Annotated in this window: 22 protein-coding genes; 11 read left to right on the top strand and 11 right to left on the bottom strand. The window is 72.4% G+C overall.

The features are described 5' to 3' along the window. The first annotated feature begins 2 nt into the window (after positions 1–2). Genes ISP_RS27250 through ISP_RS27225 form a run of 6 tightly spaced genes read left to right on the top strand, consistent with a single transcriptional unit; the run spans position 3 to position 8,121 of the window. Positions 3–347 carry a type VII secretion target gene (locus ISP_RS27250; protein ID WP_013227060.1) on the top strand — a complete coding sequence of 115 codons (345 nt, stop codon included), beginning with the start codon at positions 3–5 and terminating at the stop codon, positions 345–347. Next, positions 344–889 (top strand): YbaB/EbfC family nucleoid-associated protein, encoded by a 546-nt coding sequence (locus tag ISP_RS27245; protein WP_013227059.1) that lies wholly within the window; start codon positions 344–346, stop codon positions 887–889. Before ISP_RS27250 ends, ISP_RS27245 begins: the two co-directional genes overlap by 4 nt. Then, positions 883–5,742, top strand: coding sequence for an RHS repeat-associated core domain-containing protein (locus ISP_RS27240; protein ID WP_013227058.1), 4,860 nt, complete (start codon positions 883–885; stop codon positions 5,740–5,742). The genes ISP_RS27245 and ISP_RS27240 overlap by 7 nt, the downstream gene beginning before the upstream one ends. A gap of 3 nt (positions 5,743–5,745) precedes the next feature. Further along, on the top strand, positions 5,746–6,222 hold the full coding sequence (locus ISP_RS27235) for a radical SAM protein (RefSeq protein ID WP_013227057.1): 477 nt from the start codon (positions 5,746–5,748) through the stop codon (positions 6,220–6,222). A gap of 52 nt (positions 6,223–6,274) precedes the next feature. After that, positions 6,275–6,817: a GNAT family N-acetyltransferase gene (locus ISP_RS27230; protein ID WP_013227056.1), complete on the top strand. Its 543-nt coding sequence runs from the start codon at positions 6,275–6,277 to the stop codon at positions 6,815–6,817. Beyond that, positions 6,814–8,121: an MFS transporter gene (locus ISP_RS27225; RefSeq protein ID WP_013227055.1), complete on the top strand. Its 1,308-nt coding sequence runs from the start codon at positions 6,814–6,816 to the stop codon at positions 8,119–8,121. The genes ISP_RS27230 and ISP_RS27225 overlap by 4 nt, the downstream gene beginning before the upstream one ends. On the opposite strand, the gene ISP_RS27220 is transcribed toward ISP_RS27225, so the two are convergent. Continuing rightward, positions 8,079–9,314 carry an SGNH/GDSL hydrolase family protein gene (locus ISP_RS27220; protein ID WP_013227054.1) on the bottom strand — a complete coding sequence of 412 codons (1,236 nt, stop codon included), beginning with the start codon at positions 9,312–9,314 and terminating at the stop codon, positions 8,079–8,081. The two genes, ISP_RS27225 and ISP_RS27220, sit on opposite strands and share 43 nt — an antisense overlap. A 421-nt stretch (positions 9,315–9,735) precedes the next feature. Then, positions 9,736–10,002 carry a hypothetical protein gene (locus ISP_RS27215; RefSeq protein ID WP_013227053.1) on the bottom strand — a complete coding sequence of 89 codons (267 nt, stop codon included), beginning with the start codon at positions 10,000–10,002 and terminating at the stop codon, positions 9,736–9,738. 238 nt (positions 10,003–10,240) lie between these two features. On the opposite strand from ISP_RS27215, the gene ISP_RS27210 reads away from it, so the two are divergent. Beyond that, a complete protein-coding gene (locus ISP_RS27210) occupies positions 10,241–12,592 on the top strand; it encodes an alpha-L-fucosidase (RefSeq protein WP_013227052.1) in 2,352 nt (783 codons plus the stop codon). A gap of 40 nt (positions 12,593–12,632) precedes the next feature. Here ISP_RS27210 and ISP_RS27205 read toward each other — a convergent pair whose 3' ends face one another. Together ISP_RS27205 and ISP_RS27200 are read right to left on the bottom strand one after the other, a co-directional pair. Continuing rightward, positions 12,633–14,126, bottom strand: a complete 1,494-nt coding sequence (locus ISP_RS27205) for an ArnT family glycosyltransferase (RefSeq protein ID WP_013227051.1) — start codon at positions 14,124–14,126, stop codon at positions 12,633–12,635. 40 nt (positions 14,127–14,166) lie between these two features. Then, entirely contained in the window at positions 14,167–15,495 is a 1,329-nt protein-coding gene (locus ISP_RS27200; protein WP_013227050.1) for a type III PLP-dependent enzyme domain-containing protein, read from the bottom strand. A gap of 81 nt (positions 15,496–15,576) precedes the next feature. Between ISP_RS27200 and ISP_RS27195 the strand changes: the two genes are divergently transcribed. Further along, positions 15,577–16,455: a LysR family transcriptional regulator gene (locus tag ISP_RS27195; RefSeq protein WP_013227049.1), complete on the top strand. Its 879-nt coding sequence runs from the start codon at positions 15,577–15,579 to the stop codon at positions 16,453–16,455. Here ISP_RS27195 and ISP_RS27190 read toward each other — a convergent pair. Then, entirely contained in the window at positions 16,452–17,006 is a 555-nt protein-coding gene (locus tag ISP_RS27190; RefSeq protein WP_013227048.1) for a hypothetical protein, read from the bottom strand. The genes ISP_RS27195 and ISP_RS27190 overlap by 4 nt on opposite strands. Positions 17,007–17,032: 26 nt before the next feature. Continuing rightward, positions 17,033–18,322, bottom strand: a complete 1,290-nt coding sequence (locus tag ISP_RS27185; RefSeq protein WP_013227047.1) for an NAD(P)/FAD-dependent oxidoreductase — start codon at positions 18,320–18,322, stop codon at positions 17,033–17,035. Between the two features lie 170 nt (positions 18,323–18,492). On the opposite strand from ISP_RS27185, the gene ISP_RS27180 reads away from it, so the two are divergent. Further along, positions 18,493–18,861: an STAS domain-containing protein gene (locus tag ISP_RS27180; RefSeq protein ID WP_013227046.1), complete on the top strand. Its 369-nt coding sequence runs from the start codon at positions 18,493–18,495 to the stop codon at positions 18,859–18,861. Between the two features lie 28 nt (positions 18,862–18,889). Here ISP_RS27180 and ISP_RS27175 read toward each other — a convergent pair whose 3' ends face one another. Genes ISP_RS27175 through ISP_RS27165 form a run of 3 tightly spaced genes read right to left on the bottom strand, consistent with a single transcriptional unit; the run spans position 18,890 to position 19,853 of the window. Then, positions 18,890–19,141 (bottom strand): DUF4235 domain-containing protein, encoded by a 252-nt coding sequence (locus ISP_RS27175; protein ID WP_013227045.1) that lies wholly within the window; start codon positions 19,139–19,141, stop codon positions 18,890–18,892. Next, positions 19,138–19,443: a DUF3618 domain-containing protein gene (locus ISP_RS27170; RefSeq protein ID WP_013227044.1), complete on the bottom strand. Its 306-nt coding sequence runs from the start codon at positions 19,441–19,443 to the stop codon at positions 19,138–19,140. The genes ISP_RS27175 and ISP_RS27170 overlap by 4 nt, the downstream gene beginning before the upstream one ends. Continuing rightward, positions 19,440–19,853, bottom strand: a complete 414-nt coding sequence (locus ISP_RS27165) for a phage holin family protein (protein ID WP_013227043.1) — start codon at positions 19,851–19,853, stop codon at positions 19,440–19,442. Before ISP_RS27165 ends, ISP_RS27170 begins: the two co-directional genes overlap by 4 nt. 135 nt (positions 19,854–19,988) lie before the next feature. Here ISP_RS27165 and ISP_RS27160 point away from each other — a divergent pair, with 135 nt between their 5' ends. Then, positions 19,989–20,453, top strand: coding sequence for an SRPBCC family protein (locus tag ISP_RS27160; protein WP_013227042.1), 465 nt, complete (start codon positions 19,989–19,991; stop codon positions 20,451–20,453). Positions 20,454–20,617: 164 nt separating this feature from the next. After that, positions 20,618–21,091 (top strand): hypothetical protein, encoded by a 474-nt coding sequence (locus ISP_RS27155; protein ID WP_013227041.1) that lies wholly within the window; start codon positions 20,618–20,620, stop codon positions 21,089–21,091. Positions 21,092–21,169: 78 nt separating this feature from the next. Here the strand turns inward: ISP_RS27155 and ISP_RS27150 are convergent, their stop codons facing one another. Together ISP_RS27150 and ISP_RS27145 are read right to left on the bottom strand one after the other, a co-directional pair. Beyond that, the gene (locus ISP_RS27150) at positions 21,170–21,970 is read right to left on the bottom strand and encodes a GAF and ANTAR domain-containing protein (RefSeq protein WP_013227040.1); all 801 of its coding nucleotides are present in this window, start codon (positions 21,968–21,970) and stop codon (positions 21,170–21,172) included. Between the two features lie 41 nt (positions 21,971–22,011). After that, positions 22,012–22,533 carry a hemerythrin domain-containing protein gene (locus ISP_RS27145; protein WP_013227039.1) on the bottom strand — a complete coding sequence of 174 codons (522 nt, stop codon included), beginning with the start codon at positions 22,531–22,533 and terminating at the stop codon, positions 22,012–22,014. Positions 22,534–22,553 lie beyond the last annotated feature (20 nt).

Raw genomic sequence — 22,553 nt, 5'->3', positions numbered from 1 at the left:
GCATGACGGCCCCCGGATTCGAGGTCGAACCGGATGACCTGGTCGCGCACGCGAGTCACGTCGAGAGCCTGGTGGACCGGCTCAACACGGCGAGCTCGGCGGCCGACACGGCGATGTCGGACCACGCCTACGGACTGCTGTGCGCTTTCCTCCCGCCGATCATCCGGCCGACGGGTGAGCAGGCGAAGGACGCGCTGACGGCGTCGACGGAAGGCGTGCGCGGGCTGGCTGACAATGTCACGTCGGCCGCGAAGTCCTACCAGGAAGGCGAAGAGGGCAACGCGCAGCCGTTCGAGCGTCAGCTCGCGTCGTCTTCGCGTATGTCGGAAGTGAAGGTGCGGTCATGACACGGCCCGACGGGCTCGGGGACCTGATCCAGGACCCCGACGAGACGATCCGCCGGATGGACGACTGGGCGGCCGGGTTCGCGGCGAAGGCGGAGCGCTACCAGGCGGCGCAGGAGGAGACCGAACGGCTGCGGCTGACCGCGACCAGCTCCGACGGCGCGGTCAGCGTGACCGTCGGCGCGGACGGCACCGTCACCGACCTGACGTTCTCGAACAAGGTCAAGTCGTTCCCGCTCGAAGAGCTCTCGCGGCAGATCCTGACGACGATGCGCCGGGCGCAGTCCGGCATCGCCGACCGCGTCGCCGGGGTGATGGCCGAGCAGCTCGGTGACGAGGACCGCGAGACCCGCGGTGCGCTGCTCGACTCCCTGCGCGGCCGGTTCCCCGATCCGGACGAACCGGACGAGCAGCCGCCCGTCCCGCCCGCTCCGGTGCCGCCGGCGCCGTCGGGTGGCGCGGCCGCCTCGCCCGCTCCCGGAACCCCGACGACGCCGCCCCGGCGGCCTACTGCAGCCGACGATGAGGACAACAATCCGTGGTGAATCCGCTGGTCGCGGAGACGAAGGATTCCACGAAGGCGTATTCGGGCATTTCGCTCTTGGAGTCGGCGAATGACTTGAAGTCGGCGATCGAGAGCGGTGACTGGGCGTCGGTCGCGATGGGTGCGGTCGGGACGGCGTTGGATGCGTTGTCGATGGCGATGGATCCGTTCGGGGCGATCCTCGCTGCCGGGGTCGGGTGGCTGATGGAGCACGTCGGTCCGCTCAAGGAGGCCTTGAACGGTCTGACCGGCAATGCCGATGAGATTGCTGCGCAATCGGAGACGTGGAAGAACGTCGCGACCGAGCTGGGCAGCATCGGGGAAGACCTGACTGGCATGGTCAAGGCCGACACGGTGTCTTGGACTGGGAACGCGGCGGACACTTACCGGCAGCGGGCGCAGGACACGGTGACGCTGCTGGAGACTGCGCAGAAGGGCTGTGAGGGTGCTTCGAGCGGGGTGAAGACCGCGGGTGAGGTGGTCGCGGCGGTCCGGGCGCTGGTGCGGGACATCATTGCTGAGCTGGTCGGGCATTTGATCAGCTGGGCGTTGCAGGTGGTGTTCACCTTGGGGATCGGGTTGACCTGGGTGGTGCCGCAGGTGGTCGGCGCGGTGGCGAAGGTGGCGTCGAAGATCGCGGATTTGGTGAAGCGGTTGGTGACGGCGTTGAAGGCGCTGATTCCGCTGTTGAAGCGGGCGGGTGATCTGTTCGCGGACGCGGCGAAGGCGTTGCGGAAGATCAAGCCGGGTAAGGCTGCGCCGCCGCCGAAGCACGCGGATATCAAGAGTGGGCCGAAGGACATCGGTGGTCCCAATGGGAAGGGCGGCCCGGACGCGCCACCGCCGAAGACCGACGGCACCAGTCCCTCGGGCGCCAAAGGCGACGGCACGACGACCTCCGGCGCGAAGACCGACCCACCGCCCAAGACCGACCCGCCACCGGCGTCGAAGGGTCCCGACGACAACCCCAAGGGCCCGGACCCGACGCCCAACGGCGGCTCGACCACGCCCTCGGGTGCGGGCAAGGGCGACGGCGGCAAGGGCGGGGGCTCGTCGAACAAGCCGGACAACCCGCGCGACCGCGGCGTCGGCCCGGACGACCGCGTCTGCAAGTCCGACCCGGTCGACGTCGCGAACGGGGACGTCGTGCTGGAACAGCGCGACCTCGAGCTGCCGGATGCCCTCGTGCTCGACCGCACGCACATCTCGTCCTACCGGGCCGGGCTGTGGTTCGGTCCGACGTGGACGTCCACTGTGGACCAGCGGCTCGAGCTCGACGACGAGCACGTCTGCTACTTCTCCGCCGACGGCCTGATCCTGGTGTACCCGCACGCCGAGCCCGGCGTCCCGGTGCTGCCGCTGGAAGGACCGCGGCGGCCGCTGACCCGCACGGCGACCGGCTACACGCTGCACGACCCCCTGGCCCGGCGCACGCTCACCTTCGCGCCGCTGCCCGGCCGCGGCGGCGCGCTGCAGCCGCTGCAGCAGGTCGAAGACGCCGGCGGCGCCGTCATTTCGTGTGCCTACACGCCTTCCGGCGCGCCGGCGCGCCTGACGCACTCGGCGGGCTACGAGGTGGCCCTCACCACCGACCGCGGCCGCGTGGTGGCGGTGGACGTCGTCGACGGCGACACCGGCTACCGCGTCCGCGCCGTGCGCTACGACTACGACCCGCGCGGGCGGCTGGTCGCCGTGGTCGACTCGTCGGACACGCCGGTCCGGTTCGAATACGACGACGCCGGCCGGATCACCGGCTGGCACGACCGCAACGGCGTCTGGTACCGCTACGTCTACGACGCCGCGGGGCGCTGCGTGGTCACCGTCGGGGACGGCGGTTTCCTCGACGGCCGGTTCGCCTACGACCCCGCCCAGCGGGTCACCAGGTTCACCGACTCGCTCGGCCACACCAGCGAACACCACTTCAACGAGCTCGGCCAGCTCGTGCGCGACATCGACCCGCTCGGCGCGGTCACGGCGTACACGTGGGACCGCTACGACCGCATGCTGAGCCGGACCGACCCGCTCGGCCACACGACGCTGTTCGAGCACGGCGAAGCCGGCGAACTGCGGGCGGTCGTGCGGCCCGACGGCAGCCGCGTCGCCCTCACCCGGCACCTCGACGGCGCCTGGGACATCGCGGTCGAGGCCGCCGGCCGCGTTTGGCGTCGCCACTACCCGGCCGGCAGCGCGCCCGATCCGTACACCACGCTGCCCGGCATCGCCGACGGTTCCGCCGAAGAAGCCTTGAGCCCGGACGAGCCCGGCACCGCGGCGGCCACCGCCGCCGAGCTGCGCGAGCGCGGCGACGGCACCGACCTGTTCGGCCGCCCCAAGGCCGTCGTCGACGCGGGCGGGCGGTCCGCGCTGCGCTGGAGCGTCGAAGGCAAGCTGCTGGCCCGGACCACGCCGGCCGGGGTGCAGGAGGTCTGGCGCTACGACCGGCAGGGCAACGAACTCGGCCACACCGGCCTGCTCGGCCAGGCCGAAGCCCGCGAATACGGGCCGTTCGACCTGCTGACCGCGGTCACCGACCCGACCGGCGCGCGGACGGCGTACACCTACGACACCGAGCTGCGGCTGGTCGCGGTGACCAACCCGGCCGGGCTGACCTGGCACTACACCTACGACCCGGCCGGGCGCCTCGCCGCCGAGTCCGACTTCGACGGCCGGGTGACCCGCTACACCCACGACGCCGCCGGGCGCTTGGTGCGCTCGGAGGCCGGCGGCCTGGTCGTCGAGTACGCCTACGACGTCCTCGGCAACGTCGTCTCGCGCCGCACGGCCGACGAGCTCACCACGTTCGCCCACGACCCGGTCGGCCGGCTCGCCGGCGCGGCGAACGCCGAGTCCCGAGTGGACATCGAACGCGACGACCAAGGTCGCGTGCTCACCCACACCGTCGACGGCCGCACGATTTCGTTCGGCTACGACGACGAAAACCACCTCGTGCACCGCCGCACACCGTCCGGAGTGGACAGTGTATGGCGGTTCGACCCGGACGGTGTCCCGGTCGCGCTGCAGACCGCCGGCCAGTCGATCCGCTTCGGGCACGAGGGCGGCGCCGAAACCCGGCGCGTCTTCGGTGACGTCGTGCTCGAACAGGCCTACGCGGGGGAGCGCCTCACCGGCCAGGCCGTGACGGTCGCCGGGCGGCGCGTGCACTCGCGCGGTTACGACTACCGGCCCGACGGCGAGCTCGCCGTCGTCGACGACGACGTGACCGGCCCGGTGCGCTACCAGCTCGACGCCGCCGGCCGGGTCACCGCGGTCGCCGGCCCGAACCGCGCCGAGCAGTACCGCTACGACGGCGCCGGCAACATCACCGGCACCGCGCGGGAACGCCGGTTCTACACCGGCACCCGGCTGACGGCGTCGGACACCACCGCCTACGAATACGACGCCCACGGCAGGCTCGTGTCCCGCCGGGACGCCTCGGGCGCTGTGTGGCACTACACGTGGAACGCCCTCGGCCGGCTCACCGGCGTCGTCACACCGGACGGCAGCCACTGGCGCTACCGGTACGACCCGCTCGGCCGGCGCACCGCGAAACAGCGGATCGTCGCGGGCCAGGGCGGTGCTCCGGTGGTGGCCGAGCAGGTGCTGTTCAGCTGGGACGGCACCACCCTCGTCGAGGAACAGGCCGGCACCCGGGTCACCACCTGGGAATACCACCCGGACGACGGAAAACCCCTGGCGCAGCTGGCTTCCGGCCGGCTGGCCACGATCGTCACCGACCAGGTGGGCTCGCCGATCGAGCTCGTCGACGCGGCCGGTGCGCTGCTGTGGCGCGGCGAGGCGGACCTGTGGGGCAACCCTGTGCTCCCCCAAGAGACAGTGTCCCCTCAAGAGCAGGCCGGCACGCCGCTGCGCTTCCCCGGCCAGTACCGCGACGCCGAGACCGGACTGCACTACAACGTCTACCGCTACTACGACCCGGCGACCGCGCGGTACCTCAGCCCGGACCCGCTGGGTCTCGAACCCGCCCCGAACCCGGTCGCCTACGTGGCGAACCCGCTCCTCGCGGCCGACCCGCTGGGGCTCACGGCGACGGTGTCCCCGTGCGGGAAGGTCAGCGACAAGGCGCCCCCGAAGCGCCAGCGGTCCGAGGACGACTCGACGAACGCGTCCGGCTCCGGCTCGAGCAAGAAGCCGAAGACCGGCCAGGACTTCAAGCCCGGGGACATCGTCAACGACGACCTCAAGGACCCGGCGATCGACAAGTACAAGAACTTCCCGAAGGACGACCCGAACAACCCGCTCGGCAGGCGCCTGAAGGACTCCGAGGGCAAGACGAAGGTCAAGCGGTCCGAGGACGTCGGCGAGGCCGGGGCGCACGACTACCTGAAGAAGGTCACCGGCAAGGACGACCTCGACATGATCACGCCGACGAAGGCCAACCCGCTGCCGGCGGGCAAGTACGGCACCAAGCCGGGCGAGCCGTGGCCGAACGCGGTCGCCTTCAACGGCAACAACGTCGCCGACGTCGCCTACTGGGACGGCAAGACCATGCACGTCGTCGAGGCGAAGGGCAACGGGTCGACGCTGACGGGCGGCCCGATGCACGGCCGCGTGCAGAAGTTCGACCCGGACACCGGCGCCCCGGTGCCGCCCGCGAACCGGCCCAACGAACACCGGATGGACCAGGGCAGCACGGAATACCTCAAGGACGTCGCCGCGAACATGAAGAACAGCAAGCCGGAGAACGCGACCTACGACGGCCGGGGCGAGGTCGGGACCTCGATCTGGAACGCCATCCACAACGGCCATCCGCCGGTGAAGTACGTTCCGGTCAACACGACGGTCGGCCCGGACGGCAAGGCGGTCGTCAAGGTGACGCCGGGGTACGGGGAGTAGAGCATGGGTTACGCGCTGGTCTTCCGCGCCGCGTCGGCGGACGAGTTCCGGGCACGGGTGGCCGCCGACCCGGTGGTGGCGGCGTTCCGCGACGCCGGTGGCGGCGAACCCACACCGGAGGTGGCCGACACCGTCGCGCGCACGGCGTTGGCGATGGGCGAGGAGGCCGGCCGCACCGGGCATTCCTCCGCGGGCGGCGACCGGTTCCGCGAGGAGCTGTTCGACGGCGTGCTCGCCGGGCTGCTGGGCGCCGACGTGGCCGACCACCTGCTCTCGCGCAACCTCGAAGGCATCGTCTGGACCGACTACCCGATGGTCGGGTTCGTGCTCGCCGGCGAGCTCGCCGAAGCCCTCGCGAAAGCGGGGGACGACCGCCCCGGCGACCTGGACGAGGACGACGCCGAGGTGATCGACGCCGTGCTCGCGGCGCTGCGCAAGGTGGCCGACGCGGGGCAGGACGTCGTCACGGTGTACGCCTGAGCAGTCCGTTCGGCCCTCGACAGGGGACGCCCGGGCGGGCGACACTGGGCCGATGACCGGCCTGATCACCGGAAGCCGTGTCCGGCTGCGGCCTGCCGCCGCCCCGGACGCCGCCCGGTTCGAGGAGATCCTGTCGCACCCCGAAGTCGCCCGCTGGTGGGCCGACGCCGAGGAGCCGGTGGCCGCCCAGGTGTCCTATCTGCTGGACCCCGACGAAGGCACCACGACCTACGCCGTCGAACACGAGGACGTCGTCGTCGGCATCGAACTGGCCTTCGAGGAGGCCGACCCGCAGTACCGCCACGCCGGGATCGACATCGCGGTGCACCCGGACTTCCAGGGGCGCGGCCTCGGCGCGGACGCCATCCGCACGCTGGCCGAACACCTGTTCACGGAGCGGGGGCACCACCGGCTGGTGATCGACCCCGCGGCCGGCAACGAGGCGGCGATCCGGCTCTACCGGTCGCTCGGTTTCCGCCCGGTCGGCACGATGCGGTCCTACGAGCGCGGTCCGGACGGCAACTGGCACGACGGGCTGCTGATGGACCTGCTCGTGGACGACCTGGTCCCGGCGGCCGCACTAGCAGGCTCGTGAGCAGCCGCGCGGTCGCGGCCCGGCCCTTGCGGCGGGTCGCCGTGGCGAGCGCGGTGGGGACCACCATCGAGTGGTACGACTACTTCATCTACAGCACGGCGACGGCGCTCGTGTTCGGCAAGCTGTTCTTCACGACGCTGTCGCCCGCTTCCGGGACCCTGGCCGCGTTCGCGACGCTCGGGGTCGGGTTCCTGGCCCGCCCGGTCGGCGGGATCCTCTGGGGCCACTTCGGCGATCGCGTGGGCCGCAAGGCGATGCTGGTGCTGTCACTGCTGCTGATGGGCGTGGCCACCGTCGGCGTCGGGCTGCTGCCGACGTACTCCGCGATCGGGGTCTGGGCGCCCGTCCTGCTGCTCGTCCTGCGGCTGCTGCAGGGGCTGAGCGCGGGCGGCGAATGGGGCGGGGCGGCGCTGATGGCGGTCGAGCACGCGCCCGAGGGGCGCCGCGGCCGGTACGGCGCGTTCTCGCAGATCGGCGTCCCGGCCGGATTGATCCTGGCGCAGCTGATGTTCTTCGTCCTCGGCCGCGCGCTGACCGACGCGCAGTTCGCCGCGTGGGGCTGGCGGGTGCCGTTCCTGGCGAGCATCGTGCTCGTCGGCATCGGCCTGGTGATCCGGCTGCGGATCGAGGAAAGCCCGGTGTTCTCCCGGTTGCGGGAGGCGGAGGAGCGCAGCAGCCGGCCGATGGTCGACGTGCTGCGCGAGCGGCCGCGGGCACTGCTGGTGGCCTCCGGCAGCTTCATCGCCAACACCGCGATCGGGTACATCTTCCTGGCCTACCTGCTGTCCTACGGCACCTCGGTGCTCAAGATCAACCGCACCACACTGCTCGTCGTGGTGATCGTGGGCAGCGTGACCTGGCTGGTGAGCATCCTCGCCTCGGCGGCGTGGTCCGACCGCGTGGGCCGCAAACCGGTGTACCTGGCCGGATCGGTGCTCCTGGTGGTCTGGCCGATCCCGTTCTTCCTGCTCGTCGACACGCGGGCGACGGCGTGGCTGATCGTGGCGGTGGTGGTGCTCAACATCGGCCTCGGGGCCACCTACGGGCCGCAGTCGGCGTTGTTCGCGGAGCTGTTCGAGCCGCGTTACCGCTACAGCGGGGCTTCGTTCTCCTACGCCGTCGGCGCGGTACTGGGCGGTGGCTTCGCGCCGTTGATCGCGACGGCGTTGCAGACCGCCACCGGCACTTCGCTTTCGGTGTCGCTCTACCTGGTGGCCGTGGCGGTGCTGAGCCTGGTCGCGGTGCTGTTCATCCCCCGGGATCAGAGCCGGTCGAGCCGGACGGCGGCGGCCATCCGCTCGTAGCCCGCGTCACCGGGGTGGAGGTGGTCGCCGGAGTCGTAGGCCGGGAGCATCCGGAGCGGGTCGGCCGGGTCGCGGACCGCGGCGTCGAAGTCGATGACGGCGTCGAAGACCCCGCTGGTGCGGATGAACGCGTTCACCGCCTGGCGGGTCGCTTCGAGGGTGTCGTCGTAGACGCGCCAGCCCTTGAACGGCGTGAGCGTGCCGCCGAGCACCCGGATGCCGCGCGCGTGCGCCTGCGCCACCAGCTGGCGGTACGCCGACGTGATCGCGGCCGGGTCGGTCTGGTGCGGCTCCTGCTGGATGTCGTTGATGCCCTCCAGCACGATCAGCGTCCGCACGGCACCGACGCTCAGGACGTCCCGGTCGAACCGGGAGAGCGCGTTCTGGCCGGCGCTCGAGCCGGGGACGTCGAGCAGCAGCCGGTTGGCGCTGATGCCGGCGTTGAGCACGCCGTAGCGGTCGTGCAGCCGATCGGCGAGGTAGTCCGGCCAGCGGTGGTTGGCCGCTGGGGCTGACCCGTAGCCGTCGGTGATCGAGTCGCCCAGCGCGACGATCGAAGCCTTCGCGTTCGAGGCGGGGGATCCGCCCTGGACGTCGACACCGGAGACGTAGTGCCACACCGACGTCTGCTCGGTGTACGGGGCGCCGGACTCGCTGGCCGCGAAGTCGCCGTTGCGGGTGAAGTAGGACGTCTGCGTCGCGAGCGGGTGGTAGGTCACCGGTCCGGACTTCGCCGGCACGTAGGTCGTCACGAGCAGGTTCGTGTCGGCGGGGACCCGGAGGTCGACGGGATCGCTCAACGCCTCGGCGCCGGCGGGCACGACGACGCTCGGGGCGCCGCCGAAGGCCAGGGACCGCAGGGTGCCCGGCACGGCGTCCGGCCCGGTGGCCTGGACCGCGACCGTGACGTGCCCGAAGGTCAGGGGCGCGGCGCCGAAGGCGTTCGACAGGTGGACGCGGGCCCGGTCGCCGCCGGCGCTGGTGTGCACGACGTTGCGGATCGAGTAGCCCGGGTAGCCGTCCGGGGTGTTCGGCACGGCGGCCGCGGGCGCCGCGGCCCACGTGCCGACCCAGCCGCCCACCGCCTGCCGGGCGAGGTCCGGTACCGCGCTTTCCGGATTCGCGCTGCCGGACGTCGTCAGGAGGGCGAATCCCGCCAGGACGGCCGCGCTCAGCGCCACGAAACGTCGCATGTCCCCACCGTCGCCCGCGGTCCGCGGCTGGGCGACCGCTGATCAGGTGAGCCATCGGACAAGATCCGGGACAGTGTCATCGGAACAGAGGTGCCACCGGAACAGAAGCCGGGGAAGGGCGGGGCGGGCCCGTCCGGGATTCTGGGGATGCCGGACGGGCCCGCGCGAGGTGGCCGTTGCCGCGACGGCCGCTCGCCGGGGTTACCCGGTCCCGATCGGGCGGAGGCTGGCCCGGATCGTTGCGTCGTGGTGACCCCGGAGGGCGTGTGCGAGACGCCCTCACCCAAAGCACGGCCGCCGGTGCGGGGTGGTTCAGCGCAGTTTCGGGGATTCCCGGTCCGGGGTGCTACGCCGGAAAGCCGTGAAGGCCGCTTCCCGGGTCGGTCCCGGGAGCGGCCTTCACGGCTTCTGAGCGGGAGGCTCAAGCTGCGGCGGCGGGAAATCCGGTCAGGGCGCGGTGGCCCGCGTCGGTCAGTTCGGCGGGGGCCCACTGGCCGGGCGCGACGAGCCGGGTGGCTCTGACCAGCCCGGCGCGGGCGAGGTCGTGGGCGGTGTTCTGGTCGCAGCACGACAGGCCGTCCACGCGGAGGTCGGGTTCGCAGCTGCAGCGGAGCTCGGCGCGCCCGTCGGCGATCGCCTTGAGCATGGCGATCGCACGGCGGCTCAGCGCGTTCGGGTCGGTGGACATCGGTCTGGCCTTTCGGTGCGGCTGGGTTCTGACGGCGAGGGCTGCAGCTCGTTACCTAGGGATACGCGGCGAACACGAGCACGGTTCATCACGATCGGGCCAGTTGGCCTCTTGACACGGCGAAGGCCACCAAGCAGGCTCATTCATCGGATGAATCAGTTCCGCCAGCGACAGATGCGCCTCCTGGGGGCTAACTCTGCCGTGATCCCGCCGTAGTCATCCGATCCCTGGAGGCTCAGTGCCGACCTTCCCCCGCCGTCAAGCCCTCGGTATCGCGCTGGGAGGTGCCGTCGCGCTCGGCGTGGCCGGCCACACCCCGGCCGGCGCCGCCATCCCCGTGGACGCCGCCCCCGACCGCGCCGACACCCCGATCGTCCCGCCCCCGCCGCCGGTCCCGGTCGCCCTCGACCCCTGGTTCACATGCGACGGCATCGACAGCGCGTCGGCCACCGGCGGCGACTTCGACGGGTCCGGCTACACCTTCCCGGCCGAGCACCTGCCGTCCGGGCAGATCGTCACCGCCGGCGGCGTCCCGTTCCGGCTCGGGTCCGCGGCCGCCGGGGCGAAGAACAACATCGCCGCCACCGGCCAGCGGATCGACCTGCCGAAGGGCCGCTACTTCGTCGGGTACTTCCTGGTCGCCGGCAGCTACGGCGCGGCGGGCGGCGCGGCGACCGTGCACTACGCCGACGGCAGCACGAGCACCGGCTCCCTGTCCGGCCCCGACTGGTACACCGGCAGCGGCGCGCTCGTCTCGCCGTTCCGCTACGCGCCCGGCGGTGTCGTCGACAACAACCCGGTTTCGCTGGCCACCGGCCAGGTCTGGATCGACCCGGCGCGCGAAGCCGTCGCGCTGACCCTGCCGGTGACGGCGAACCCGGCACCGAACGTCGCCAGCCTGCACGTCTTCGCGCTCACCCTCCAGCCGGTCGCCGTGGGCCGCTCGGCGCTGATCCTGGACGGCCGCTCGACGGCGAACCTGCTGACCGACGGCGGGCCGCAGGCCGCCGAGGCGACCATCGTCAACGCCGGGACCGTGTGGCTCGGCGCGGGCGACCGGGTGAGCGTCACCGTCGACGTCCCCGGCGGCCGGACGACCGTGCCCGCGACCGTCCGTTCGCTGGCGCCGGGGGAGCAGGCGACGGTCCGGCTCGGGCTGGCGCCGAACGCGTCCGTGCCGCCCGGCACCACCACGAACGGCCAGATCCGCGTCACCGCCGGCCGCGGCACGCTCGCCACGCAGCAGGTCCCGATCACCCTCGGCGTCCCGGACTTCCGGCCGGCCGACGCTTCGCTCTCGACGCACCGCGCGCCCTACTGGTTCGACGACGCCAAGTTCGGCATCTTCATCCACTGGGGCGTGTACGCCGTGCCCGCGTGGGCGCCCGTGGGGCAGCAGTACGCGGAGTGGTACTGGCAGAACCAGCAGGACCCGAACGGCGCGACCTACGCCTACCACCGGCAGAAGTACGGCGAGAACTTCACCTACGACGACTTCATCCCGCTCTTCACCGCGGCGAAGTTCGACCCGCGTTCCTGGCTGAACCTCATCGCGGACGCGGGCGCGGAGTACTACGTCCTGACGTCCAAGCACCACGACGGCTTCGCGTTGTGGGACACGAAGGTCAGCGACCGCAACTCCGTGAAGCTCGGGCCGAAGCGCAACATCGTCGACGAGCTCTTCGCGGCGTCGCGGAAGTACACCCCGCAGCTGCGCAACGGCTTGTACTTCTCGCTGCCGGAGTGGTTCAACCCGGACAACCCGTGGATGGGCCACGCGCCGCGCAACCCCTACACCGGCGCGCCGCTGCCCTACACCGGCTACACCGCGGGCAAGGACTTCGTCCGCGACTACCAGGCGCCCCAGGTGCTGGAGCTGATCTCGGAGTTCGACCCCGACGTCCTGTGGTTCGACATCGGCGGCGTCAACGACAGCCGGACCGTGCTCACCGAGTACTTCAACCGCGCGAAGAACCGCAGGCGCCCCAAGGACGTCACCTACAACGACCGCGGCGGCATCCCGGACCACGACTTCACGACGCCGGAGTACACGACGTACCCGAACACCGTGGTGGCGAAGTGGGAGTCGAGCCGGGGCCTCGACCCGTTCTCCTACGGCTACAACCGCGCGACCCCCGACGAGAAGTACATGACGGCGGAGGAGGTCGTCCGGACGCTCGTCGACATCGTCTCGAAGAACGGCAACTTCCTGCTCGACATCGGCCCGGACTTCGACGGCACGATCCCGGACGTCATGCGCAAGCACCTGCGGGACGCGGGCGCGTGGCTGAAGGTCAACGGCGAGGCCATCTACGGGACCACGTACTGGTCGAGGATGGCCCAGCTCGGCGACCTGCGGTTCACGGTCAAGCAGAACGAGGCGTTCTACGTGCACTCGCTGACCGCGCCGGGCAGCCGCGTGGTGGTGGACGCCCCGGTGCCGATCCGCGCGGGTGACCGGGTGACCATGCTCGGCTACCGCGGCGCGCTGCACTGGACGGTGGAGAACGGCTCGCTGGTGATCGACGTCCCGGCCGCGGCCCGGCAGGCGGGCCGCTACACGTGGGTGTTCAAGATCGCCTGGAGCTAGCGGCCGGCGTTCTTGCCGGTGCGGACACTGACGCGGCCGCTCAGTAGTAGTGGCGCAGCTGGGGCCACGCCGCGGACCACGGCCGCGTCAGTGTGCACAGCGAAAGCACGACACCTTCCTCGTCGTTGTCGACGCCTTCGGTGTTGTGGTGCTTGGCGACCGCGCGGCACCCGGTGATCAGCCGGGCCGCGGGGGAGCCGGGCCGGATCCGCCCGACGAGCAGCACCGGGCCGACCAGCCGGTCCGGGGGTGGCCCCCAGTCCGCGTACGACATGTGCGGCGAATACGGCTGCGGCAGCCCGAGCTCGGGACCGTAGCGCTCGATCGCCCCGGCTTCGCCGTAGTTGCCGGCGAGGATGACCGCGGTGTCGCGCTCGGCGTCCGGGATCCGCCGCCACGCCCCCGCGACGCTGCCGGCGAAGTCCGGCCAGCCGACCTGCTCGCCCGGCTCCTTGTTCATCGCCAGCAGCGGGCCGTTCAGCGTCGACGCCGGCACGACCGGGAGTCCGATGAGGACGGACACGGCCACGCACACCGCGGCGGCCGCGCCGGTGAGCGCCCGCCGCGTCGCCCCGCCGCGGCCCAGCCACCGCAGCACCGGTTCCGCGCCCAGCGCCACCAGCGGCAGCAGCAACGGCACCGAGTAGTACGGCTTCCCGCCGAGCACCAGGAGCTCGGCGCAGACCACCGGATAGGCGATGGCCAGCGGACGGGCCCAGCGCAGGGCGGGGTCGCGCCACGGCCGCACCAGCCCGGCAATCCACACCGGCACCAGCACCGGCGAAAGGAGCAGCAGCTGCATCGGCACGAACAAGAGGCGGTTCTCGCCGCCGTCGTCCGCGCTGATCCCGCCGGCCACGGTGAGCAGCGGCCAGCCGTGCAAGGCCTGCCAGAGCACCACCGGCGCGGCCAGGACGGCGGCGATCCCGACGCCTGCGGCGAGCCACCAGGTCCGCAGCACCCGGAGCGGCCCGGCGATGGCGACGCCGAGGCCGAGCCCGGACAGCAGGAGCAGGACGAGCCACTTGTTCGCCAGGCCGAGTCCGGCGGCGGCACCGACGGCGAGCCACCACCGGCCGTCGCCGGTGCGCAGCAGCCGCAGGCCGAAGAGCGCGATCAGCGACCACAGCAGCACGTCCGCGGAGTTGGTCGCCAGCATGTGCGAGACGACCAGGACGTAGGACGACAGCGCCGTCGCGAGCGCGGTGAACAGCTGGACGCCGCGGCCGCCGCCGAACTCGCGGGCGATCAGCGCGACGACCACCACCGTCGCCATGCCCAGCAGGGTCGCGATCACCCGCAGGCCCGCGGGCGTCTCGCCGAACAATGCCGTCGACGCCCGGGCGAGCCACGGCGTGATCGGCGGGTTGTCGACGTACCCCCAGTCCGGCCGGCGGCCCGAGGCGACGAAGTACAGCTCGTCGCGGTGGAAGCCGTAGCGCCCGGACAACGCCGTCAGCACGACGGCCTGGACCGCGACGACGATCCCCACCGGCAGCGCGGCGAACCGCGGTAGATCGCGAGCAGCCCCCATGGCGGCCTCCCCTCGGCTGCCGGGGATGGTACGCGGTCGATCACGCTTCCGGGCGCGCTCCGAGGAACTCGCCGCCGGCGTCGGCGACCAGCTCGTCGAGGGTCTGCGCGCGGCGCAGCGGCGTGAACTCCACGTCGCCGCGGCCGGACACGGTGAACCCGTACACAGCCGGACGCGGCAGCGTGTTGTACGCGTAGTGCGCGCCGAAGTAGTACGCGCCGGTGTCGTGGGCGACGACGAGATCGCCCGGTTCCAGCAACGGCAGCGGTCGCTCCCGGGCGAGGAGGTCGCCGGCGAAGCACAGGGGACCGGCGATGTCCTGCGCCACCTCGGGTCCCGTCTTCGGGACGCCCGTGGCGTCGAACGCGCCGATCCGCAGCGGCCAGTGCTCCGGCTGGAGCACCGTGCGCGCCGCCACCTGGCCGCCCGCGTGCGTCACGGCGATGTGCCGGCCCCCGGCGACCTTCGTGTACTCCACCGTGCTGACCAAGAAACCGCTCTTCGCCAGCAGGGAGCGGCCGAACTCGGTGACGAACGCGTAGCGCCCGTCGCCCAGGGAAGGCACCCGCGCCAGCAGCGTCGCGACGTAGCCGGCGTACGTCGGGCCGGGTGCGTCGGAGGTGAAGTCCACCGGCAGCCCGCCGCCGAGGTCGAGACTCGTCACCTGCCGGTACCCGGCTTCGGCGTTGATCTCTTCGGCGAGTTCGTGCGCCGCGGCGACGCCGTCGGCCATCAGCTCCGGCGGGCAGCCCTGCGAGCCGACGTGGACGTGCAGCCGCGTCAGCCACGGCCGGCGCGTGAAAGCTTCGCGCAGCAGTGCCCGGCTTCCGTTGTCGCGCAACGGAATGCCGAACTTCGACGCCGCGGTCGCGGTGCTGGTGTCGCCGATCCGGCCGGCCCCGACCTGCGGGTTGATCCGCAGGCCCAGCACCGACCGCGGCGGTGCCGCGCCGACCAGCCGGTCGAGCCGGGCGAGCTCCTGGAAGTTGTCGGCGTTGACCGCGGTGCCCTCGGCCAGTGCGTGCGCGAGCTCGGCGGTGGTCTTGGCGGGGGAGTCGAGCACGAGCCGCGGGCCGCGCAGGCCCGCGGCCTCCGCGACCGCCGTCTCGCCCGGGCTCGCGACCTCGGCGTCGATCCCGAGGTCGCCGAGGAACCGCAGGAGGGGCGCCAAGCCGCACGCCTTGGCGGCGACCGTGTGCTGGACCCGCCCGAGCGGCGCGAACGCCTCCGTCAGGTCTTCGACGGCTTCCCGGACGGTGGCCAGGTCGACGAACCCGGCCAGCGGGGCGGCGAGCCGCCGGTCCGCCGCGGCGGCGAGGGCGAGCAGCTTGCGGTCGGTGCGGGTGCGGGGCGCGCTGGTCGTGGTCACGGGATCAGGACAGCAGCGCGCCGGGTGGGACGTCCAAGACTTCGTCCCGATCAGACCATAGGAACGCCTTATAATCGCTGGGTGGACCTGCGCCGATGGCACTACTTCGCCGTGCTCGCCGAGGAGATGCACTTCACGAAGGCGGCCGCCCGGCTGTTCGTGTCCCAGCCGTCGCTGAGCCAGCAGATCCGCGCCTTCGAGGCGGACCTGGGGGTCGCGCTGCTCGACCGCACGGGCCCGCGCTTCGCGTTGACCGACGCCGGGCGGGTGGCCGCCGCCGAAGCACGTGACCTGCTCGACCGGCTGGACCGGGCCCGGGGCGCGATCACCGCGGCCGGCCGGGGCGACGCCGGGCGGCTGCGGATCGCCTACACGCGTTCGGCGCCCGGCCCGCTGGCCGGCGACCTGGTCGCGGCCTACCGCGAGCGGCACCCGGACGTCGAACTGGCCCTGGAAACGGGCTGGACCAGCCTGAACCTGGCCCGGCTGGCGGCGGGTGAGATCGACGTCGGCTTCGTGCGGCCGCCGGTCACCGCGCCGGACATCGAGGTCGCGGTGGTCGGGTCGGAGGAGGTCCTGCTCGCGCTGCCGTCCGGCCACCCGCTCGCCCGCCGCCGCGGCTGGGTGCGGCGGGCCGCGATCGCCGCCGAGCCGGTGGTGTTCTGGCCGCGGGAGAACGGCCCCGGCCAGTACGACGCGATCAGCGGCCAGGTCTGGCCGGGCGGGCTGCCCCCGATCGTCCGCGAAGAACCCGAGGACGAGCAGCTGATGCGCGCGGTCGCCGAAGGCGCGGGCCTCGCGGCGGTCCCGGAACACCGGGCCCGGGCACTGCGCCGCCCCGGCGTGGTCCTGCGCCGGCTGGACGACCCGCCACCGAGGATCGACCTCGGCCTGGCCTGGCGGGCCGGCTCGGCGTCCCCGGTGGTGCGGGCCTTCGTCGACCTCGCCTCCGGCCGCTAGTTTTCGCCGAGCACCCGGCGCACCGCCGTGACGACCTGGGGGTGGCCGAGCGGCAGCGGCGGCGGCACGCGGTCTTCCCGGCTCTCGGTGCTCGACGCCACCACCCGCACGTCCGTGCCCGCCTCGCGCAGCTTGGCGACGACGTCGTCGTGTTCGGCGAGCCAGGCTTCGTTGGCCTGGACGGCGTCGTCGGAGGCGAGGAACGCGTCCGAGGCCGGGTCGACCAGGAGCAGGTGCGTCGCTGCGCCCGGGTGCCGCTCGACCAGCTGCAGCGCTTCCGCCGCGAACGGGCCGCTCGCCACCACGGCGATCTCGGGATCGCCCGGGCCGGCGTCGCCGAGGAGGTCGTCGGCTTCGGTCAGCGCGCCGCCGGCGGGCACCCGGCACCAGAACACGGCGCGCTTCTCCGCCAGCGGCCGCCAGGTCGCGGGCAGCTCGTCGTGCTTCGCGGCGCCCGCCGGGTCGAGGACGATCACCTTGGCCCCCGACGGGTCCCCGGCGGTCACCACGGCGGGACCTTCGGAACGGACGGGTTCGGGTTCGGCGGGCATGGGCTTTCCTTTCACCGAAAGGGAGTTCAGCGGCGGGGGAGTTCCGGGCTGTCCGTGTCGAGCGGCACGGCACCGGAGCGGACGAGTCCCAATTGGACGGTCTGGCGGCCGGTCAGCGCCTCCAGGAGCCAGTCGACGGCCGTGCGCAGGCGGTTGCCCGGCATCGCCATGAGGTGGTAGCCGCGGGTCACGGCCTTCGCGGGGCGCCCGGACAGCGGGATGTGCAGCGGGTTCGCCGCGGCGGCGCCGGCCCCGAGGTCGACGACGAAGCCGAGGTCGTGGTGGCGGTAGGTGCCCCGGCGGCCGTACCCGAGCGACGCCGCCACGTTGCGTCCGGCGAGCCTGCCTTGGCGCTCGGCGTGCTGCGCGGTCATCGCGGTGTACTGGCCGGGACGGGTGAGGTCGGGCACCGCGGCCGCGTCGCCGCAGGCGAACACGTCGTCGCGGCCCGGCACGTTCAGCTGCTCGGTGACCACCAACCGGCCCTTCGCGGTCTCGAGCCCCAGGCCGGCCACCAGCGGGTCCGGCCGCACGCCGACGCACCACACGAGGGTGCGGGCCGGCACGGCGTCGCCGTTGGTCAGCGTGACGCCCTTGGCGTCGGCGTGGTCGACCGAGGTCTTCATGAGCACCTCGACCCCGCGCGAGCGCAGCACCTGATCGGCGGTCCGGCCGAGCCGCCCGGCGAGCTCGGGCAGCACCCGCTCGGCGACGTCCACCAGCAGCCAGCGGATCCGCTGCCCGGCCAGCTCGGGGTGGCGCGCGGCGAGCGCCGCGGTGAACGCGGGACCCTGCGCGGCGACCTCGGTGCCGGTGTAGCCGGCCCCGACCACCACGAACGTGCAGCGCGCGTCGCGTTCGGCCGGGTCTTCGGCCGCGGCGGCCAGTTCGATCTGCCGGGTGATGTGGTCGCGCAGGTACAGCGCTTCCGGCACGCCGCGGAAGCCGTGCGCGTACTCCGGGACGCCCGGGATCGGCAACAGCTTGTTGACGCTGCCCGCGGCCAGCACCAGCCGGTCGTACCCGATCCGGTGCTCGTTGTCCTCGGGGTCGGTGTAGGTGACGTGGCGGGAATCGAAGTCCACCCCGGTGGCCACGCCGAGGACGAGCCGGACACCGGGCAGCGTTTCGGGAATCGAAACCGCGACGCGCCGCGGGTCGAGGATCCCGGCCGCCACTTCGGGCAGCAACGGCAGGTAGAGGAAGTAATCCGTCGGGTTCAGCACGACGACTTCGACGTCATCGCCGGCTTCCTTCCGCAGGCTTTTCGCGGCGTGGTATCCGGCGAAACCGCCGCCGACGATCACGACACGCATGGATCTCCTTCCGGGGCCGGATCTGCGTCCCGAACGGATTACCCGAGGCCGGAGCCGGGAAACCCGCGGGGTTGACCTCACCCCCCAGGGGCGTACGGTCAGGGGGGTTGGCTGTTGTTCAGACACGTGCTCCGGTCAGCGCCCCTGCACCGCTGAGCATAGGGAGCGCCATGTACGACTGTTTCCGCACGATCTACGAACCGTCCGGCCTCACCGTCACCACGACCGCACGACCGGGTGGGATCACCGTCCTCACCCTGGTCGGCGACATCGACGCCGCCACGGTCGGCATCCTCGACGAAGCCCTCGCCACCGGGGAGCGGCTGGTACTCGACCTGACCCGGGTCGCCTTCCTGAGCTGCGCCGGGGTCCGCTCGCTGCTGCAGGCCGACGCCCGCACCGAACTCGCCGTCGTGCTCGGCGGCCACGCGGTCACCCGTTCGCTCGAAGCCACCGGCGCCGACCTGGTGCTGAAGATCCACCCGCGCGTCGGCGCCGCGCTCGCCGGCCTGGCCCTCGAGCCCGGCCGGGAGGCGTGACTGCCGCGTACTTTCAGTCGTCGCCGGGCTAGTCGCCGGTCGCCTTGCGGTAACCGACGGCGCCGGCGCGTTCGGTGGCGGCCTTGACGGCACCGAAGATCGCCCCCTGCACCGCCGCCGCGATGACCACCTGACGCCAGGTGTAGTCGCGGTCGGTGGCGTCGGGGGCATCGTCCTCCCCGGCCACGCGGCTCCAGACCTGCTTGAACACCTGGCCGGCGAGGATGCCGCCGAGGGCACCCACCACCCAGCTCAGCGGCTTGTAGAGCGCTTTGTTCACGAGTTCCTCCGGCGCAGGATCAGGCGGATCAGGATCAGCAGGCCCAGCACGCCGGCGAAGACCGGCAGCGGGTTGGCGCGGACGGCGTCGGCGCCCTGGCGGAACTTGACCGCGGTCGGCTCGTTCGTCACGTCGGCGACCTTCGCGGTCGCCTGGTCGAGCTTTTCGTCGACGTTCTCCTTGACCCTGGCCTTCACGTCGAGCTTCTGCCCGAGCGCTTCCAGGGTCTCGGTGAGCTCCTCCCGGGTGGCGTCCCGGTCGAGGCGTGCTTCCTCGGCGTTCTTCGGGAAGTCCCCGCTCATGTCCGCACTCCCTGCTTCACGGTCGCCACGTCTTCGCGGACGCCGCTGATCGCTTCTTCGGGCACCGGCGGCACCCCTTGCGTCACTTCCTTCTTGCCGACCAGGGCCGCGATCCCGGCCACGAGGAACAGCGCGACCGCGACGAGCACCGCCGCCAGCCAGCCGGGCACGACGAGCGCGAGCGCCAGCACGGCCGCCGCGACCAGCGTGCCGGCCCCGAGGAACGCGAACAGCCCCGCCGCGCCGAACAACCCGGCGCCGAGGCCCATCTTCTTGCCCTTGCGCTGCAGTTCGAAGGCCGCGAGCCGCATCTCGTCCCGGACGAGCCGCTTGACCTCGTCGGTCAGGTCCGTCACCAGTTCGCCGACCGAGCGGTCGGAAGCCGGCTTCTTGTTCACCTCTTCGATCACCGAACACCTCCTTGCCTGGCCGCCGGGTACCCGGCTCCGGCCCGCGTCAACCGCGCCGGGTTTGACCCCCGGCACACCGGGTAGCCGTTTTGTGCCCTCAATGACGAAGTACCGACCATCGACGAGGAGGAGTGCATGAGCACGATCACCGAAATCGTGGACGTGGAAGTCCCCGTTTCGACCGCGTACAACCAGTGGACGCAGTTCGAGGAATTCCCCCGATTCATGGAGGGCGTCGAAGAAATCCGCCAGGTGGACGCCACCCACACCCACTGGGTGACGCGGTTCGGCGGCGTGACCCGCGAATTCGATGCGACGATCACCGAGCAGCACCCCGACGAGCGGGTCGCCTGGACGTCGGACTCCGGTCCGGACCACGCCGGCGTCATCACCTTCCACCGGCTCGACGACTCGCACACCCGGGTGACCGCGCAGATGGACATCGACCCGGAGGGCTTCGCCGAGAACGTCGCCGACAAGCTCGGCGTGCTCGGCCGCCGCGTCAAGGGCGACCTCAAGCGGTTCAAGGAGTTCATCGAGCAGCGCGGCGGCCGGGAGACCGGCGCCTGGCGCGGTGACGTGGACCGCCCGGGGCGGTAGACCCAAGGGGTCACCCGTCCGGGACGAGTTGTCGCGGCGGGGCGGGATGATCTCCCGCCCCGCCGCGTTTCACGTCCGGGGTCTTCACCGCGTGACGACGGCGTTTCCCTGCGCGACCTGCCGGGTATTCCTCCCGCAAGGTCCCCCAGGAAGGAGCGTCCGGCATGACCACGAACGCGTACCTGTCGTTCCTCGCGATCGGTGTTGCGCTGATCGTGATAGACGGGCAGATCATCTACCGCAGCGGCCGCCGGTACCTGGAGAACTCCTACGGCGACCCGGCGGCGGGCGCTTCGATGACCCGCCTGGTCACGGTGTTGTTCCACCTCGCGACGCTGGGGGTGCTGGCGCTCATCTCGACCATCGACATGGGCGGCAGCGACCTGCCTGGCGTGGTCGGGCGGATCGGCGTGTTGCTGCTGATCCTCGCCCTGGCCCACGCGATCACCCTCGGCGTCCTGGCCCGCATCCGCGGTGAGCAGGAGGTCGAGGCGGTCGTCCAGCGCGGCCCGCGGCCGCGGGTGGACGCAGCAGAGCAGCAGCAGGCCGCGACGGTCACCCCGGTGCCGGGCCAGGACGGCCGGTACCCGGCCGCGAGCCCGACGCTGGAGAACCGGTCCCCGTACTCGGCTCAATAGCAGCGGCTCGGCAGAAGCGACCGAGGGCGGCACTTCCCGGGAAAGTGCCGCCCTCGGTGTATTTCGCGGCGTGGGGGCTCAGGCCTCCGAGGCCGGCAGGTCCACTTCGGTGTGCCGGGCGGCGAGGGCCTTCGCCAGATCGGCGAGCTTGACGTTGAGGTCCTGCGACGCGCGGCGCAGCACGTCGAAGGCCTCGTCGGCGGTGATGCCGCGGCGCTGCATCAAGATGCCCTTCGCCTGGCCGATGACGTCGCGGCTGTCCACCGCCCGGCGCAGATGCGCCGATTCCAGTTCGGCCGCGGCCACGGCCTGGGTGTGGGCCAGCGCGAGCGACGCGTGCGTCGCCAGCAGCAGCGCGAGGTCGATTGCCCGCGCGTCGAACGCGCCCGGGGTGCGCGAGTAGATGTTGAGCGCGCCGGAGAGCCGGGGCGGGCGGGCGTCCGGGAGCAGGGCGGTGGCCAGCACCGAGTGGAAGCCGTGGCGGGCGGCGGCCGGGCCGAACGCCGGCCAGCGCGGGTCCCGGCCCAGGTCCTGCGACCAGCCGACGGCCGGGCCGTCCGGGCGCGCCGACTCGACGCAGGGGCCTTCGCCGTGGTCGTACTGCACCTGGTCGAGCTGCTCGGCGATCGGAGCCGTGCCGACCGGGGTGTGGAAGGTGCCGTCGGCGTCCCGCAGGGTGACGCTGACCAGGTGGGCGTCCGGGATGAGCGCGGTCGCGGCCCCGACGACGAGCTTGAGCACCCCGGCGACCGTCGGCGTCACGTCGAGCAGGGTCCGCGTGAGGTCGGCGAACTGCCGAGCCAGCGGCCCCGGCTCCGGTTCACCGTCCCGCCCGAACCAGGCCCGTTCCCGGGCCCACTCCTCTTCGCCGACGCTCATGGGTCCTCACTGTCTTCCGGATCGCGGTGCAGGCCTTCCATTCAACCCGATGCCGGGGCGCGCAGGGCGGCACGGGCCCGGTCGACGAACCCCGGCCCCGGCCACAGCTGGTCGGCCTGGGGCACCCGGTCGGCGAGATCGGGGTGCGGGAGCGTGGGTGCGGCCTCGCGGGTTTCGAGGACCTCCCGGCCCAGTTCGGCCTGCCGGTCGGCGGAGCAGGTGCGCCCGATCTCGCGCACGGCCGCGGGTCCCTCCTCGCGGACGTGCCGCCGGACGGCGCGGATCAGCCCGCCCAGCAGGCGTTCGAACCGCGTCTCCTGCGGCCCGGCGCCTTCGAGCTGGCGCATCAGGCGGTCCGCTTCGGCGAGGTCGCCGTCGCCGTCGAGGTAGGGCTCTTCGGCGACGGAGTGGCGGACCAGCTCCGCGATCAGGTGGTCGGCGAGGTCCTTGCGGTTCTCCGGGCTGCCCTGGCCGAGCTCGAGCTCGGTGCAGAGCCGGTCGAGTTCGCGGTGGTCGCCGGCGAGGACGGTCGTCAGGTCGGTTGCGGACTGGTTGCCGTTCATGCACTCTCCTGGTCCGGGCT

Origin of the sequence: Amycolatopsis mediterranei (assembly GCF_026017845.1) — a bacterium.
Taxonomy (GTDB): domain Bacteria; phylum Actinomycetota; class Actinomycetes; order Mycobacteriales; family Pseudonocardiaceae; genus Amycolatopsis; species Amycolatopsis mediterranei.
This window is presented reverse-complemented; position numbering and strand designations above follow the sequence as displayed.